This is a genomic window from Mesonia sp. K7, assembly GCF_003233725.1.
Taxonomy (GTDB): domain Bacteria; phylum Bacteroidota; class Bacteroidia; order Flavobacteriales; family Flavobacteriaceae; genus Mesonia.
Genome location: NZ_QKQV01000003.1, coordinates 209,784 through 225,423, shown reverse-complemented (window position 1 = coordinate 225,423; position 15,640 = coordinate 209,784). Strand labels below are relative to the sequence as shown.

The following is a 15,640-nucleotide window of genomic DNA, read 5'->3' as shown; positions in this document are numbered from 1 at the left end:
TCTTAATCTTGAACAATGATATCTTTTGCATCAGGTTTATCAAACTCGGGTTGAATATTGATATGATTAATTCCAAAATACTTGATTTTCTCTTCTATCAAAACCAGTAATTCATCAAACTTAGAAAGTGATATATCTTCGTGAAAATCGATATGGGCTTCTAAATGAACTTCTACCTCGTTGAGTTGCCAAATATGGATGTGATGAATATTTTTGACTTCTGGAATTTCGCAAACCGATTTTACAATTTCCTTAGTTTTGATGTCTTCTGGTGTGTACAACATCAATACTTTAAAACTCGATTTTAGTAAGTCGTAACCCACATAAATTAGATACAATGCAATAATGATTGATAAAAGAGGATCTACCCAATAAATTTCGTAAAATTTCATCAATAAACCGCCTACCAAAACTGCTACAGAAGCTAACATATCGGTTAATAAATGGAGGTAAGCCGATTTCATGTTCATATTCTTCTGACTGTCTTTTTTCATCAGAAGAACACTTAAACCATTCCCTAAAATAGCTACAAATGCCAAAATAATCACTAGATTAGATTCTACTTTTTGTGGCTCTATCAAACGTTCTACTGCTTCTTTGATAATGAGAATGGCAATCACTACCAAAGAAAGCGAGTTGACAAAAGCGGCAATGATTTCGGCTCTTTTATAACCAAAAGTTCGGTTATAACTCGCTTCTCGACCGGCCATTTTATTAGCTACCCAGCTGATAATGAGCGAAACAACATCTGTAAAATTATGAAGTGCATCAGAAAGTAAAGAAAGACTTCCGCTCACAAAACCACCAATAACTTGGGCTAAGGTAATCACCACATTTAGAACAATAGAATATCCTAAATTTTTTCCATCGACGTGTTGATGAGAATGTTCGTGATGGTGGTGGTTTCCCATTTTTATTTACAAGCTATTTTATCTACACGACGTTGGTGTCTTCCCCCTTCAAAAGCAGTATTTATAAATACTTTTACCATTTCTATGGCTTGTGCTTCTGCGGTATATCGCGCAGGAATACTTAAAATATTTGCATTGTTATGTTCTCGAGCGAGTTGTACAATTTCTTTATTCCAGCATAAAGCACAACGAACATCTTGGTGTTTGTTTGCCGTCATCGCAACACCGTTTCCGCTACCACAAATTACAATTCCAAAATCTGCCTGTTTTTTAGAAACATCGGTAGCAACAGGATGTACAAAATCTGGATAATCTACACTGTCTAAAGATTCGGTTCCGTAGTCTTTTACTTCGTAATTATTTTCTTTTAAAAAGCTTACAATAGCTTGTTTGTACTGTGTTCCTGCGTGATCGTTACCAATTGCAATAGTCATTTTTTTATGGGTTTTGGTTTCTACAAAGGTACTTTTTTTAAGTTGTTAATTGAGATTTTTAAAACTCTGATTTTCAAGCTTAGGTTATTAACACTAAATGTTAATAGTTTGTCATTATTTTTTAAGAATATTTTTCAATTCGTTAACCTAAATTTTACATATCTAAAAAATTCTCATTTATAAAAATATTTTTATTTCTTTTTAATGAAAACTTATAAGCATTAAAATTAGATTTATAAACAGCTTTGTTTATTAAAATAAATTAACTTTTTCTTATGAATACACATATCAACTAGATGTTTATAAGTTTAGTAATTATTTATTTATTAGGTATTTAAAATTAACATTTAGTACTTAAAACTGTCAATTTTATTTAATAAGTCATTTATCAAATTTTAATAGTATGATAATTTACCGCAATTCACAGACTATTATAAACAACAATATTTTTTTAAATTTTTAAAAGAAAAGAAATGATGTAATTAATAATTGTTGATAGTAATTTTATGTAATTTCTGATTTAGAAAAAATAATAATGTGACTATCGAAATAATTGAAATGAAAAAATCACAGCGATTGCCAGACTAGATAACCAATAATCAGAAAGCCTAGAAGAAATATAAGGATAAAAACGCAGAGTAATTTTTTAGAACTAATCATGACGCTGGATATTAAGGGATAATAAATAACAAAGATATAAAATATTAATATAACTTTAACATTTTTATTATAAAGTTTTAAAAAACACTATAAAATGTATTAAATATGTTAATATTAGTTAAAGAATCAAACTAATTTCATTTTAATTAGCTGAATAAAAGTAGCTTTGTTATCCTACGAAAAAATATATGGCGAACAAGAAAAAGAAAAAAAAATCAAGAAAAAGTATAGCAGATTTATCCTCTAAAATACTTCATATTCTTCAGAAAAATAAAGATCAACTTTTTAATTATAAGCAAATTGCTGCACAGTTAGGTGTAAACGATAGTTATAATAGAAATAGAATTATAAAAGAGTTATCTACCCTAGCTCAACAAGAACGCATTCAAGAAGTACGTAAAGGAAAATATAAAATACTTGGTACTTCTTACTATTACGAAGGAACTCTTGATATGAATTCTAAAGGTGATGGTTATGTCGTCGTAGAAGAATTAGAGCACGATATTTTTGTACCTCACAAATTTTTAAAAAAAGCACTCGATGGTGATTATGTAAAGGTTTATGTGTTTAAGCGTAAGAAGAACGAAGGTGAAATTATCGAAGTCTTAAAAAGAAACAAAACCAAGTTTGTTGGTATTTTAGAACTCAACGATAAGTTTGGTTTTGTGGTCATGCAGAATCCAAAAATGTATACCGACATCTATGTTTCATTAGAAAATACCAAAGGAGCAAAAACTGGGCAAGTGGTCATTGCAGAAATGCTAGATTGGCCAGAAAGAGCAGATTCTCCAGAAGGTAAAATTGTTGAAATTATAGGAAATCCTGGAGAGCACGAAACCGAAATGAAAAGCATTTTGGCCGAAAATAGTTTACCCACAGATTTTCCTAAAGTAGTAGAAGATTTTGCAAAAAAAATAGATACAAGCATTAAAGAAAGTGAGATAAAAAAGCGTCGTGATATGCGACAAACACTCACGTTTACGATAGATCCTAAAGATGCCAAAGATTTTGATGACGCGCTAAGTTTTAAAAAGCTCGACAGCGGAAATTATGAAATAGGCATTCACATTGCCGATGTATCTCATTATGTGCAAAAAGGAAGTATTCTTGATGACGAAGCTTTTGAAAGAGCTACTTCTATTTATTTGGTAGATCGTGTGGTACCTATGCTTCCTGAAGTTTTATCTAATTTTGCTTGTTCGCTAAGACCTCAAGAGGAGAAATATACTTTTTCGGCTGTTTTTCAAATCAATGAAGATGCCGAAGTAGTAGATCAATGGTTTGGAAGAACGGTAACCTACAGTGATGCTCGATTTGCTTATGAAGAAGCACAACACGTAATAGAAACTAAGCAAAATCATATTCCAAAAGACATTTCTATAAAAGAAGAAGGAGCTTACAAAACTTCCGATGAAATTGTAGATGCCATCATCATTTTAGATGAACTCGCAAAAAAAATGAGGGCACGGAGAATGGCAAACGGGGCAATTTCTTTTGATAAAGTAGAAGTAAAGTTTCATTTAGACGAAGCTAATAACCCAATAGGGGTTTATTTTAAGACTTCAGAAGATGCCAATAAACTCATTGAAGAATTTATGTTACTTGCCAACAAAAAAGTAGCAGAGTTTATAGGAAAAAAAACTCCAAAGAAAACATTTGTATACCGCTGTCATGATGAACCTAACGAAGATAAATTAGCCTCTTTAGAGAGCTTAGTAAATAAATTTGGGTATAAGCTTAACCTAAAAGACAGAAAGTCTGTCTCATCGTCTTTAAATTTCCTTTTAAAGGAAGTAAAAGGTAAAAAAGAACAAAACTTAGTAGATACGCTTACCGTACGAACTATGAGTAAAGCCTATTACAGCACTAATAATATTGGTCATTATGGTTTGGCTTTCGATTATTATTCACACTTTACATCGCCCATTCGCCGTTATCCTGATGTGATGGCACACCGATTGTTACAAGATTATATAGATAAAAAAGCAAGTCCAGAACAAGAAGCATACGAAAAAGCTTGTAACCATTGCAGTAATATGGAAAATTTTGCCACCAATGCAGAACGGGATTCCATCAAGTATATGCAAGTCAAATTTATGCAAGATCATAAAGATGAGATTTTTCTAGGGGTAATTTCTGGCGTGACCGAATGGGGAATTTATGTAGAAATAGAATCCAATAAATGTGAAGGAATGGTACGAACAAGAGATATTCAAGGAGATTATTACGAATTCGACCAAGAAAATTATGCGATTGTAGGTAGAAAAACCAAAAGAGTATATCAATTAGGTGACGAAGTTTATGTGAAAGTAAAAAATACCGATCTAGTAAAAAGACAACTCGACTTTGAGCTTATCGGTACAGAAGCAGAATATAAAAACTCAAAATAAATAGTTATGAAAAAGTTATTTATCATCACAGCTTTATTGTTTACAACAGCCGTTTTTTCTCAACGAGAGATTGTGATCACAGAGCCTTTTAGCGAAATAAAAATTTTTGATAAAATAGAAGCGGTTTTAATCCCATCTACCGAAAATAAAGTGGTTGTGACAGGATTTGACAAAGACGAATTAGAAACCGAAGTAGATGAAGGAATTCTACATATAAGACTTTCTGTAAGTAATATCTGGAGCGAAGACGATACTCAAGTAAAAGTGTATTTTACTTTCGTGGAAACGATAGATAGCAACGAAGGTGCTCAAGTAGAACTCAGAGGTTTGCAACAGAACAAAATACTTTTAAAAGCACAAGAAGGCAGTAGAATTTACGCCGAAATAAACGTAGAAGAACTGGAAGCAAGAATCATTACCGGTGCAGAAATTATGGTAAAAGGAACCGCAACAAACCAGGTAATAGAAGTGCGGGCAGGAGGTCAGTTTAATGGAAAAGAAATAGTTGGTAAAACTGCAGATGTAGATGTGAAAGCTGGCGGAATGGCTAAAATTTATGCTTCAGAGAAATTTAGAGGAAAAGTAACCGCTGGCGGAAACATCAAAGTTTACGGAAAGCCAACAGAAGTAGAAGAGAAAAAGACTTTTGGAGGAAATATCAAGATAATGCAATAAATTTGGTTAAATTGACTTTTTAACCAACGAATATAGTTTATGCTACAAGACATTCTACTGGCTTTACCATTAGGTTTTCTGCTCGCTTTTATGCTCGGACCAGTTTTTTTTGTTTTGTTGGAAACTGCTGCAATCAAGGGTTTTAGAGCAGCATTAACTTTTAATGTTGGCGTAATTGTTGCCGATATTATTTTTCTATTGATTGCTTATTTTAGTACCAATAAATTACTCAATACCATTAAAGATGATCCTGCGCTTTTTATTTTTGGTGGAATGATTTTGGTAACTTATGGTATCATTACGTTTATAAAAGAAAAGAAAGTAATTCCGCATCCAGAAAGTTCAGAAGTAAGAAAACTTAACAAAAGTGACTTGTTGGGCTTGATAACCAAAGGTTTTTTACTGAATTTTATCAATATTGGCGTTCTTGGTTTTTGGTTGAGTTTAATTATTGTTTTTGGTCCGCAACTCAATATGGAAGGTCCTCGACTTACTATCTTTTTCGGAAGTGTTTTACTGACTTATTTTATCATTGATATTTTTAAAATACTTCTAGCCAAAAAGCTTAATCACAAGCTTACACCTATTCGTATTTTTAAACTTAAAAGAACGATTAGCCTCATTATTATGGCTTGTGGAATTGTATTGATTTTTAAAGGTCTATTTCCTGATTCTACAAAAAAAATAGAACATCAAGTAGAAGAAATTTTACCAGGAGAACTAACGAGCAGAGAGGTAAAAAAAGAAGAGGTACCGAGCGGATTCGAACCGCTGTAGATGGTTTTGCAGACCACTGCCTAGCCACTCGGCCACGGTACCATTTGTTGTAAAGAATGCAAATGTAGCAAAATTTAAATAATAAAAACAAATTACTTCTTAATATACTTTTCTGTTTTCTTCCGTATGTTTAACGTTTGCTTAATTATTTATTTATAACTTAATAATCTCGATGGCTTACATTTTACCTAAGTTTATCAACATAATAAAATTAGTTTTATTAGCGTCTATTTATAGACATTATCAGAACGCTTTGGTATCTGTTTTCAATGCGTTCGAGTTTTATTTACACGAAAAACCCTCTTTAGTGAGGGTTTTTTAATTATTAGCGTTGTTTGCTTAACAGAATACTTACCATTTCTACATCGCCACCCAATGGCGGATTGATCTTTGAAACCACCACCTCTGCGAAAGTAACCATAGGAGATTCTTCAAAAATTCGCGACAAAATCCGATTGGCAACATGCTCTAGAAGTTTAGAACGTACTGCCATTTCTTCTTTCACCACTTGGTTGAGGTAAACATAATCTACAGTATCTTCTAGTTGATCGCTTAACGCGGATTTAGATAAATTGGCATTTATCGTCAAGTCTACCCGATATTCGCTACCTATTTTACCTTCTTCTGTCAAGCAACCATGATTGGTAAATACTCTAATATTTTCAAGTTTGATACTTCCCATTATTTAAATTTTACGATAGCTTATACAAAGAAAAGTATTTTAAATAACTATCATTTAATAAGCAGAAGTATTTTTAAGAGCTTTTAAATTTAGTAACTTTGTAGCTTTCATTTTTTAACACGATGTCAGAAGAAAAAAAAGGCTTAAACTTTATTGAGCAAATCATAGAAGAAGATTTAAAAAACGGTTACAAAAAAGACGAGTTAAAATTTCGTTTTCCGCCAGAACCTAACGGCTATTTACATATTGGTCATGCTTCCTCCATCAACCTAAATTTTGGTTTAGGGTTGAAATACAACGCACCAGTCAACCTTCGTTTTGATGATACCAATCCTGCCAAAGAAGAACAAGAATATGTAGATGCTATCAAAAAAGATGTCGAATGGCTAGGGTTTAAGTGGGCTGAAGAACGCTATGCCTCAGACTATTTCCAACAGTTGTACGATTGGGCTGTAGCAATGATAAAAAATGGCGATGCTTATGTAGATAGCCAAACTTCTGAAGCCATTGCCGAACAAAAAGGAACACCTACAGAGCCTGGCGTTGCAAGTCCGTATAGAGACAGAAGTGTAGAAGAAAACCTACAGCTTTTTGAAGCCATGAAAAATGGTGAAACCGCAGAAGGAGAACATGTTTTGCGTGCCAAAATAGATATGGCTTCGCCCAATATGTTGATGCGTGATCCAATTATGTACCGAACGTTACACAAAGCACATCACCGCACCAATAACGATTGGAAAATTTATCCGATGTACGATTGGGCTCATGGAGAAAGCGATTTTATTGAAAGCATTTCACACTCTTTCTGTACGCTAGAATTTTTACCGCACAGAGAATTGTACAATTGGTTTATCAGTAAGGTAAGTACACCACAAGACTTTCAACCTAAACAAAGGGAGTTTGCAAGAAGAAACCTAAGCCATACCGTAGTGAGCAAACGTAAGCTTGCACAACTAGTAGAAAAAAAGATTGTAGAAGGTTGGGACGATCCAAGAATGTCTACTATTTCTGGTATGCGTCGTCGTGGTTATACCCCAATGGCAATCAGAAATTTTGCCACTTCTATTGGAGTAGGAAAAAGGGAAAATGTCATCGATTTATCCCATTTAGAACATTTTGTTCGTGAAGATTTAAATAAAACCGCTCCGCGTGTGATGGCAGTTCTAGATCCGTTAAAGGTTGTCATTACGAATTACGAAGAAGAAAAAGAAGAATGGTTGGAAGCCGAAAATAATCCCGAAGACGAAACTGCCGGGAATAGAGAAGTACCTTTTTCAAGAGAAATTTATATCGAACAAGATGACTTTAGAGAAGAAGCCAACCGTAAGTTTTTTAGATTGAAATTAGGAGGTGAAGTGCGTTTGAAAAATGCCTATATCATCAAAGCTGAAGAAGTGGTAAAAGACGATAACGGAAATATCATCGAAGTGCATTGTACTTATGACCCTAAAAGTAAAAGTGGTAGCGGAACTGAAGAATCGATGCGTAAAGTAAAGGGAACTCTGCACTGGGTTTCGGCTAAACATGCCATCAAAGCACAAGTAAATTTATATGATCGTTTGTTTACAGTAGAGTCTCCAGACGCCGATAAAGAAAAAGATTTCTTAGAATTTATCAATCCTAACTCGTTAGCAATTGTTACAGGTTATTTAGAACCTAGTTTAGCTTCCGCGGAAGCTTTACAGCATTTCCAGTTTCAAAGATTGGGCTATTTTTGTGTTGATAAAAATTCTATGGAGAAAAACCTTGTTTTTAACCGAACAGTCACTTTGCGCGACAGTTGGGCTAAAAAATCAAATTAAGAATAATTTAGGAAAGATAAGTCTTTTATTAACCGCTTATTAACAAGTGTTTTGTTGATTCTATATTAAATTTGAGAAATACAAATTAAGAATCAATTAAAAAACACGAAAATGTCAAAATCAGCAAACACATTATTAGCCTTATTGACCGGAGCAGCAATAGGAGCAGGAGTTGGGTTACTATACGCCCCAGACAAAGGTTCTAAAACCAGAAAAAAATTAAGAGACGAAGCAGATAAAGCTAAAGGGAAGTTAGACAAACAGTGGAAACAAACCTCAAAAAACTTGACAGATTCTGCTCAAAAAGCAAAGTATAATTTCGAAGCAAAACTGAATGACACGCTTTCTTCAGCAAGTCATAAAGCAGACGATGTCTTATTAGCGATGGAACAAAAGCTAGAAGAACTAAGACAAAAGAATGCTAAATTTCACACCAAAGCAGCTACAGAAGAAGTAAAAAGCAAAGTAAAAAAAACAACAGCCTAATTTAAAGTATGGCGATACAACATCTTCTAGAACATATAAGTGAACTTCAAAATAATGTCCAAGCGTATGTAAAAAGTACGCTTGATTATTATAAGTTACTTGCTTTTAAAAATGCGACAAAAAGTGCTGCTATTTTTGTTAAACTTATGGTTTTTGGTAGTTTCTTTTTGTTTTTTCTATTCTTTTTATCGTTTGCTTTCGCCTATTTAATAGGTGTTGCACTTGGTAATTTAAGTTATGGTTTTTTTATTATAGCAGGAGTTTACTTTGTGGTCTTTATCATTTTATTGACATTTAGTAAAACACTTTTTGATAAAATTATATTGAGAGAAGCCTCTAAAATTGTGTTTAAAGAAGACGAAGAATCAGAAGAAGAGGGTAACAACGAAAACCCAAAAATCGAAAACAAAAGAGAAGAGCTATGATCAAGAATGACTTTCGCTTTTACGATACCTATGAAGAGCTAGAAAAGGAAATACGTATTTTAAAGTTGCAAAACGAAATCGATGAAGAACGTATCAAGCTCAATGTGCAAAGTGTAAAAGAAGACCTTAATCCATTGTCGATAGCTTCTGATGTAGCAAGTTCTTTTGCAAAGAACGCGATTTATCTAAAGATTGCTACCCGATTATTTGCGATGCTGCCCATTGCAGCAATACTCGGGAAAAAAGAAAAGGAAGAAGAGAAAAAGAAAAAAAGAAAAAGACGCTGGTTTTAGCGTCTTTTTTATTTGAATAAACTTAAATTTTATACCTCCGGAAAGAAATCTTCGTTTTCGTCGTCGTTGGCTTGTGGTTTATTTTTGTTTCGCTTTGGCGGAGTAATTTTTTTCTTTTCATTTTCTTTTTTCATCTGCTCACCAATTTGGTTGGAAGCCACAAAAGAAGCAATCATATTGTTGAGCATATCGCTTCCCGCTTGCGGCGAATTAGGCAGTAAAATCAAATTGGTGTTGGTCTCTTCACCAATAGATTGTAGGGTGTCGTAATGTTGCGTGACTACAATTAGCGCCGAAGCTTCTTGCGAGTTGATCCCTACATTGTTTAAAACCTCTACAGATTCTTCTAAACCACGGGCAATCTCACGGCGTTGGTCGGCAATACCTTGACCCTGTAAACGCTTACTTTCGGCTTCTGCACGGGCTTTGGCTACGATTTTTATACGTTCTGCTTCTGCTTCGTATTCGGCAGCTACTTTCTCTCTTTCTGAAGCGTTAATGCGGTTCATCGCTTGTTTTACCTTTGCGTCAGGATCGATATCGGTAACCAAAGTTTTGATGATGTCGTAACCGTATTCTTCCATCGCTTCGTTGAGTTCTGTTTTTACGGCAATGGCAATATCGTCTTTACGTTCAAAAACGTCGTCTAATTTCATTTTAGGAACTTCGGCACGAACCACATCAAAAACATAAGATGTAATCTGGTTTTGCGGATTTTCGAGCTTGTAGAAGGCTTCGTAAACTTTATCTTTAATCACCTGAAACTGTACCGATATTTTTAAGTGTACAAAAACATCATCTTTGGTTTTGGTTTCTACGTTAACATCCAACTGCTGGATTTTTAAATTAATTCTTCCAGCAATCTTATCAAATACAGGAATTTTAAACTGTAAACCCGAATTTCTGACACCTAGAAAGCGCCCAAAACGCTCGATAACTGCAGAAGTTTGTTGTTTTACCACAAAGATTCCGCTGAAAAGAATGACGATAAATAAAAAGATGGCGAAGTACAACAAGATTTGTCCCATAACAATTGTTTTTAGTTGATTTTAAAGATATTAATTTTTCGAATAGTTGAGGGCAAAATCTATTCTTTTTAGCGTTTCTGTTTTGCCAATCAAGCTCATGATATGAAACAAATCCGGACCTTTCATTTCGCCTACCAGCGAAAGACGAAGCGGTTGCATCACTTTACCAAAGCCAATAGCTTTAGCAGAAATCCAAGCTTTTACATGAGCCTGTAAGGCTTCTTGCTCAAAACTTAAAGCGGAATCGATGACTTGCTTGAGTTCGGTTAAAATTTCCGAAGTATCTTCTTTCCAAGCTTTTTGGTAGCTTTTTTCATCTAATGAAGTAGGAGCCACGAAATAGAAATTGCTCAATTCCCAAAAATCATCCACGAAAGTGGCGCGCTCTTTTATTTCTGCTATCACTTTTTCGATATAATCTTTCTCGGCAGAAATGTTCTTGTCCATCAAGATCGATTGAAATGCAGTTGCTAATTGCTCGTTACTTTCTTGTTGTAAATAATGATGTTGAAACCACTTGGTTTTTTCTGGGTCAAATTTGGCACCAGATTTCGATACGTGTCCTAACGAAAAAGCATTGATTAACTCTTCCATCGCGTAAATCTCCTTTTCGGAACCCTTACCTTCGTTCCAACCTAATAAGGCTAGCATATTTATTACCGCTTCAGGTAAATAACCATCTTCACGGTAACCGCTAGAGATTTCTCCAGATTTTGGATCTTTCCACTGTAGAGGAAACACTGGAAAGCCCATTTTGTCGCCATCGCGTTTGCTGAGTTTTCCTTTTCCAGTAGGTTTTAGAATAAGCGGTAGATGAGCAAATTTTGGAGCTTCCCAACCAAAAGCGCGATACAGTAAAATATGTAAAGGCATCGATGGCAACCATTCTTCGCCACGAATGACATGCGAAATGCCCATGAGATGGTCATCAACAATATTGGCTAAATGATAGGTTGGCATTCCGTCGCTTTTAAACAAAACTTTATCGTCGAGAATATTGGTGTCTATTGTAATTTCACCTCGAATTTCATCATACATTTTTAAAATTTCGTCTTGTGGCGACTTAAAGCGAATGACATAAGGTTCTTCGTTAGCCAGTTTTTCTTCTACTTCGTTTTGTTCCAGCGAAAGCGAATTTTTTAGCTTTAAACGGTTGTGCCAATTGTAGATAAAAGTTTTACCCTTGGCTTCATGATCTTTACGATGTGCATCTAATTCTTCTGCGGTGTCAAAGGCGTAGTAAGCACTCCCGTTATCTATTAATTTCTGAATATTTGCTTGGTAAATATCTTTTCGTTCGCTTTGTCTGTAAGGGCCAACATTTCCGGGTTTGTTGACACTTTCGTCGAAAGACATATGGAGCCAAGCCAAAGCTTCGACAATATAATCTTCGGCACCTTCTACATAGCGGGTTTGATCGGTATCTTCGATACGCAGAATAAAATCGCCGCCGTGTTTTTTGGCAAATAAATAATTGAAAAGGGCAGTTCTTACACCACCAATATGTAAAGGCCCTGTGGGACTGGGAGCAAATCGAACTCTTACTTTTTGTGACATGGACTAATTTTTGAACACAAAGATACAATCTTCTTCAACTTTTTAAATTTGAAATTGAATAGAAAATGGTCTATAATTTGTACATTTATCGCTGCCTATGAGTAATTACCAAGCCATACAAGACAAACTCGAGCAGTTTATTAAAAAGTATTATACCAATAAGCTCATCAAAGGAGGTATTTTATTTTTGGCGATAGGCTTGTTGTATTTTTTGTTTACGGTTTTTTTTGAACAAGTCTTTTGGTTAAGCCCAATGGGGCGAACCATTTTATTTTGGTTATTTATTGGAGTTGAAATTTTTTTGTTTTTACGATTTATTGCGATTCCGCTTTCAAAATTATTAAAGCTCGCCGGCGGAATTTCTCACGAAGAAGCCTCCAAAATGATAGGCAATCACTTTCCTGAGGTAGATGATAAATTGCTCAATATTTTACAGTTGCAGCAACAACCCAACGCGCATCAAACCGATTTGTTGTTGGCAAGTATCGAGCAAAAATCGCAAGAATTGCAACCCGTGCCGTTTACTTCAGCAATCAACTATAAAAAAAGTTTAGGCTATGCTAAATATGCGGTTATTCCGCTGGGAATCATCTTAGCAATTTATATTTCGGGTCATGAGAAATTGTTTTCAGAAAGTTACCATCGAGTAGTGAACTACAAAAAGCAATTTGTACCACCAGCGCCATTTCAGTTTCGAGTTTTACCCAACAAATTGCAAGTCTACAAAAACCAAGACTTAAACGTAAGTATCGAGACTTATGGCGATATAGCGCCTGAGAACGCAAACATAATTATTGATGGACAAGCGTCTATTTTAAAAAGCGATGGAATAGGGAAGTTTAATTATACCTTTTCTAAAATTACAGAAAACACTTCCTTTAGAATAATTTCTAATGGTGTAGAATCACAAGAATATACGATAGAAGTGGTAGATGTTCCTGAACTGACCGATTTTAAAATGCAGTTATTTTATCCTAAGCACGTCAATCAAGCTTCCGAAATTGTTTCAGGTACAGGAAATGCTACGATTCCAGAAGGCACAACTATCAAATGGATTTTGAATACCGTTGCTACGGAAAATGTAGATTTAGTAATGCCCGATTCTACCTATATTTTTGAAAAGTCAAACCAAGTTTTTGACATCCAGAAGTCCATCTATAGTTCGGTAGATTATGCGGTGATTACTTCTAACCAAGCAGTAAAAAATCATGAGACACTCAACTATAGTTTAAAAGTAATCAAAGATCAATATCCGAAAATAGAGGTAGAGAAAAGAGTGGATACCACCAACAATAGTTTTCATTATTTTAAGGGAATTATTAGTGATGATTACGCCATTTCTCGTCTTGAAATCGTTTACTACCCTACAAACAATCAAAACGACATCAAAACAGCTAAAATTGATTATGACGGTAAAGATTATGCAGCATTTTTTTATCAATTTCCTAATAATTTAGAGTTGGAAAAAGGCCAACCTTATGCGTTTTATTTCCGCGTAAGCGATAATGACGCTTTACATAAATACAAATCCACTAATAGTGAAGTGTTTAATTATCAGTTACTTACAAAGCAAGAAGAATTAGAACAAAATCTTGAAAACCAAAGTGAAGCCATCGATGGAATTTCTAAAACAATTGAACAGATGAAGAGTTCTTCACAAGATTTAAAAGAGTTTAGCAAAACCCAACTAGAAAAAGAAAACCTTAATTACCAAGACCGACAAAAGCTTCAAAATTTTCTGGAAAGAGAAAAGCAACAGAACGAAATGATGAAAAATTTCTCTGAAAAGCTAAAAGAAAATCTCGATAAATTAGAAGAAAATAATGAGCTAAAAGAGCAATTGGAAGAAAAGTTAGAAAATAGTAAAGAGAAGTTAGAACAAGACAATAAACTGTTAGAGGAGTTAGAAAAATACCAAGATAAACTCAATAAAGAGCAACTTCATAAAAAGATCGAAGAGCTACAAAAAAACAGCTCTTTTCAGGAAAAAACTTTAGAACAATTGGTGGAACTAACCAAACGTTTTTATGTAGAAGAAAAAGCCAAGAAGATTGCCTCAGAAATGGATAAATTGGCTGAAGAACAACAAAAACTAAGTGATAAAAAAGAAGAAAACACTTCGGAAGCTCAAAAAGAAGTCTCTGAAAAATTTGAAGAACTAAAAAAAGAACTCGACGAACTTCAAAAAGAAAATGAAGGGTTAAAACAGCCGATGGATTTACCGCGGGACGAACAAGGAGAAAAAGAAGTTTCTAAAGAACAGCAAAAAGCCGAAGAAAATTTAGAGCAATCAGAACAGCAAAAAAGCAGTTCTCAACAGCAGAGTTCAAAACAAAAAGCGTCTCAAAATCAAAAATCTGCCGCCAAGAAAATGCAACAAATGGCCAATCAGATGCAGCAAATGATAGCTCAGAATATGGAAAGCCAAATGCAGGAAGACGCCGAAATGCTCAAACAAATTTTAGAGAACTTATTGGTTTTTTCTTTCGAGCAAGAAGATTTGATGCTAAAGTTCGAAAAAACTTCCACCAATAGTCAGAATTATGCGTCTCAATTACGAAGGCAACAGAGTTTAAAAGAAAACTTTAAGCATATTGATGATAGTCTATTTGTACTGGCTTCTAGAAACCCGATGTTGGAAGAGGAGATTACCGAAAAATTGGTAGATGTAGATTACAATATCAATCAGGCACTAGAACGCTTTGCAGAAAATATGCAACGGCAAGGTATCGCAAGTCAGCAATACGTCTTTAAAGGAGCTAATGATTTAGCCAACATGTTAGATCAAACCTTAAGCAACATGCAACAGATGATGCAGATGCAAGGTCAGGGTCAGGGTCAGCCAAAACCCGGACAAGGTCAAGGACAAGGCGGTTTTCAGTTACAGGACATTATCATGAGTCAGGAGCAATTAAGTAAAAAGGCTGGAGAAAAAGCCAAACAGCAAGGCAAGAATGGTCAACCTCAAAATGAAGGAGGAGAAAAAGAGGGTGAAAACGGAACTCCTAAAAAAACTTCTGAAGACGGCAAAAAACAAAGTAAAGGAGAAAAAGGAAAGCAACCCGGACAAGAAGGTCAAAACGGCCAACGAGGTGGCGATGGTGATGGGGAGCAATGGAGCAAAGAGTTGTACGAAATCTTTAAAGAACAACAAACTTTAAGGTTTCAGCTAGAAGATATTATCAAAGCCAAAGGATTACAACAAGACGCTGGGAACTTACTAAAGTCGCTTGAAAAGATAGAAGATGATCTTTTAAACAAAGGGATTACTAGAGAGACCGAAAAACAAATGTTGAATGTAAAACACCGGTTGTTACAACTCGAAAATGCGGCTTTTCAAAAAGAACAGGACAGTAAGCGCACTTCCAAAACCAACGACAAAGAGTTTAATCATCAGAATAATGTTTTAAATATCAAAGCGAAAGAATATTTCAATTCTGATGAGATTTTAAATCGACAAACTTTACCTTTGCAAAAAAATTACAAAGAGTTAGTAAAGGAATATTTCACAAAAGACTAG

13 protein-coding genes and 1 tRNA gene are annotated in these 15,640 nt (G+C 34.6%); 8 read left to right on the top strand and 6 right to left on the bottom strand.

The features are described from left to right. Nucleotides 1–2: 2 nt before the first annotated feature. Both DNG35_RS03810 and rpiB read right to left on the bottom strand, forming a co-directional pair. Complete coding sequence (locus DNG35_RS03810; RefSeq protein WP_111126428.1) at nucleotides 3–911, bottom strand: cation diffusion facilitator family transporter; 909 nt, start codon at nucleotides 909–911, stop codon at nucleotides 3–5. A gap of 2 nt (nucleotides 912–913) precedes the next feature. Beyond that, nucleotides 914–1,345 carry a ribose 5-phosphate isomerase B gene (rpiB, locus tag DNG35_RS03805; RefSeq protein WP_111126427.1) on the bottom strand — a complete coding sequence of 144 codons (432 nt, stop codon included), beginning with the start codon at nucleotides 1,343–1,345 and terminating at the stop codon, nucleotides 914–916. A gap of 848 nt (nucleotides 1,346–2,193) precedes the next feature. Here rpiB and rnr point away from each other — a divergent pair. From rnr to DNG35_RS03790, 3 genes are read left to right on the top strand one after another with little or no spacing between them, the layout of a single operon-like run. Continuing rightward, the gene (gene rnr, locus DNG35_RS03800) at nucleotides 2,194–4,395 is read left to right on the top strand and encodes a ribonuclease R (protein WP_111126426.1); all 2,202 of its coding nucleotides are present in this window, start codon (nucleotides 2,194–2,196) and stop codon (nucleotides 4,393–4,395) included. Nucleotides 4,396–4,401: 6 nt separating this feature from the next. Further along, nucleotides 4,402–5,070, top strand: a complete 669-nt coding sequence (locus tag DNG35_RS03795; RefSeq protein ID WP_111126425.1) for a head GIN domain-containing protein — start codon at nucleotides 4,402–4,404, stop codon at nucleotides 5,068–5,070. 39 nt (nucleotides 5,071–5,109) lie between these two features. Then, nucleotides 5,110–5,847, top strand: a complete 738-nt coding sequence (locus DNG35_RS03790; protein WP_111126424.1) for a LysE family translocator — start codon at nucleotides 5,110–5,112, stop codon at nucleotides 5,845–5,847. On the opposite strand, the gene DNG35_RS03785 is transcribed toward DNG35_RS03790, so the two are convergent. Further along, nucleotides 5,819–5,889 (bottom strand) — tRNA-Cys (locus tag DNG35_RS03785). The genes DNG35_RS03790 and DNG35_RS03785 overlap by 29 nt on opposite strands. A 283-nt stretch (nucleotides 5,890–6,172) precedes the next feature. Next, nucleotides 6,173–6,529, bottom strand: a complete 357-nt coding sequence (folB, locus tag DNG35_RS03780; RefSeq protein WP_111126423.1) for a dihydroneopterin aldolase — start codon at nucleotides 6,527–6,529, stop codon at nucleotides 6,173–6,175. 122 nt (nucleotides 6,530–6,651) lie between these two features. Between folB and DNG35_RS03775 the strand changes: the two genes are divergently transcribed. The 4 genes from DNG35_RS03775 (at nucleotide 6,652) to DNG35_RS03760 (ending at nucleotide 9,535) form a co-directional block, all read left to right on the top strand. After that, nucleotides 6,652–8,331, top strand: coding sequence for a glutamine--tRNA ligase/YqeY domain fusion protein (locus DNG35_RS03775; RefSeq protein ID WP_111126422.1), 1,680 nt, complete (start codon nucleotides 6,652–6,654; stop codon nucleotides 8,329–8,331). A 111-nt stretch (nucleotides 8,332–8,442) separates the two neighbouring features. Then, the gene (locus tag DNG35_RS03770; RefSeq protein WP_111126421.1) at nucleotides 8,443–8,817 is read left to right on the top strand and encodes a YtxH domain-containing protein; all 375 of its coding nucleotides are present in this window, start codon (nucleotides 8,443–8,445) and stop codon (nucleotides 8,815–8,817) included. 8 nt (nucleotides 8,818–8,825) lie between these two features. Continuing rightward, nucleotides 8,826–9,242, top strand: a complete 417-nt coding sequence (locus DNG35_RS03765) for a hypothetical protein (RefSeq protein ID WP_111126420.1) — start codon at nucleotides 8,826–8,828, stop codon at nucleotides 9,240–9,242. Then, nucleotides 9,239–9,535, top strand: coding sequence for a DUF6327 family protein (locus tag DNG35_RS03760; protein WP_111126419.1), 297 nt, complete (start codon nucleotides 9,239–9,241; stop codon nucleotides 9,533–9,535). Before DNG35_RS03765 ends, DNG35_RS03760 begins: the two co-directional genes overlap by 4 nt. Nucleotides 9,536–9,564: 29 nt before the next feature. Here DNG35_RS03760 and DNG35_RS03755 read toward each other — a convergent pair whose 3' ends face one another. Next, a complete protein-coding gene (locus tag DNG35_RS03755; protein ID WP_111126418.1) occupies nucleotides 9,565–10,563 on the bottom strand; it encodes an SPFH domain-containing protein in 999 nt (332 codons plus the stop codon). 30 nt (nucleotides 10,564–10,593) lie between these two features. Then, nucleotides 10,594–12,120, bottom strand: a complete 1,527-nt coding sequence (gltX, locus tag DNG35_RS03750; RefSeq protein WP_111126417.1) for a glutamate--tRNA ligase — start codon at nucleotides 12,118–12,120, stop codon at nucleotides 10,594–10,596. A 97-nt stretch (nucleotides 12,121–12,217) separates the two neighbouring features. On the opposite strand from gltX, the gene DNG35_RS03745 reads away from it, so the two are divergent. Beyond that, the gene (locus DNG35_RS03745) at nucleotides 12,218–15,640 is read left to right on the top strand and encodes a hypothetical protein (RefSeq protein ID WP_111126416.1); all 3,423 of its coding nucleotides are present in this window, start codon (nucleotides 12,218–12,220) and stop codon (nucleotides 15,638–15,640) included.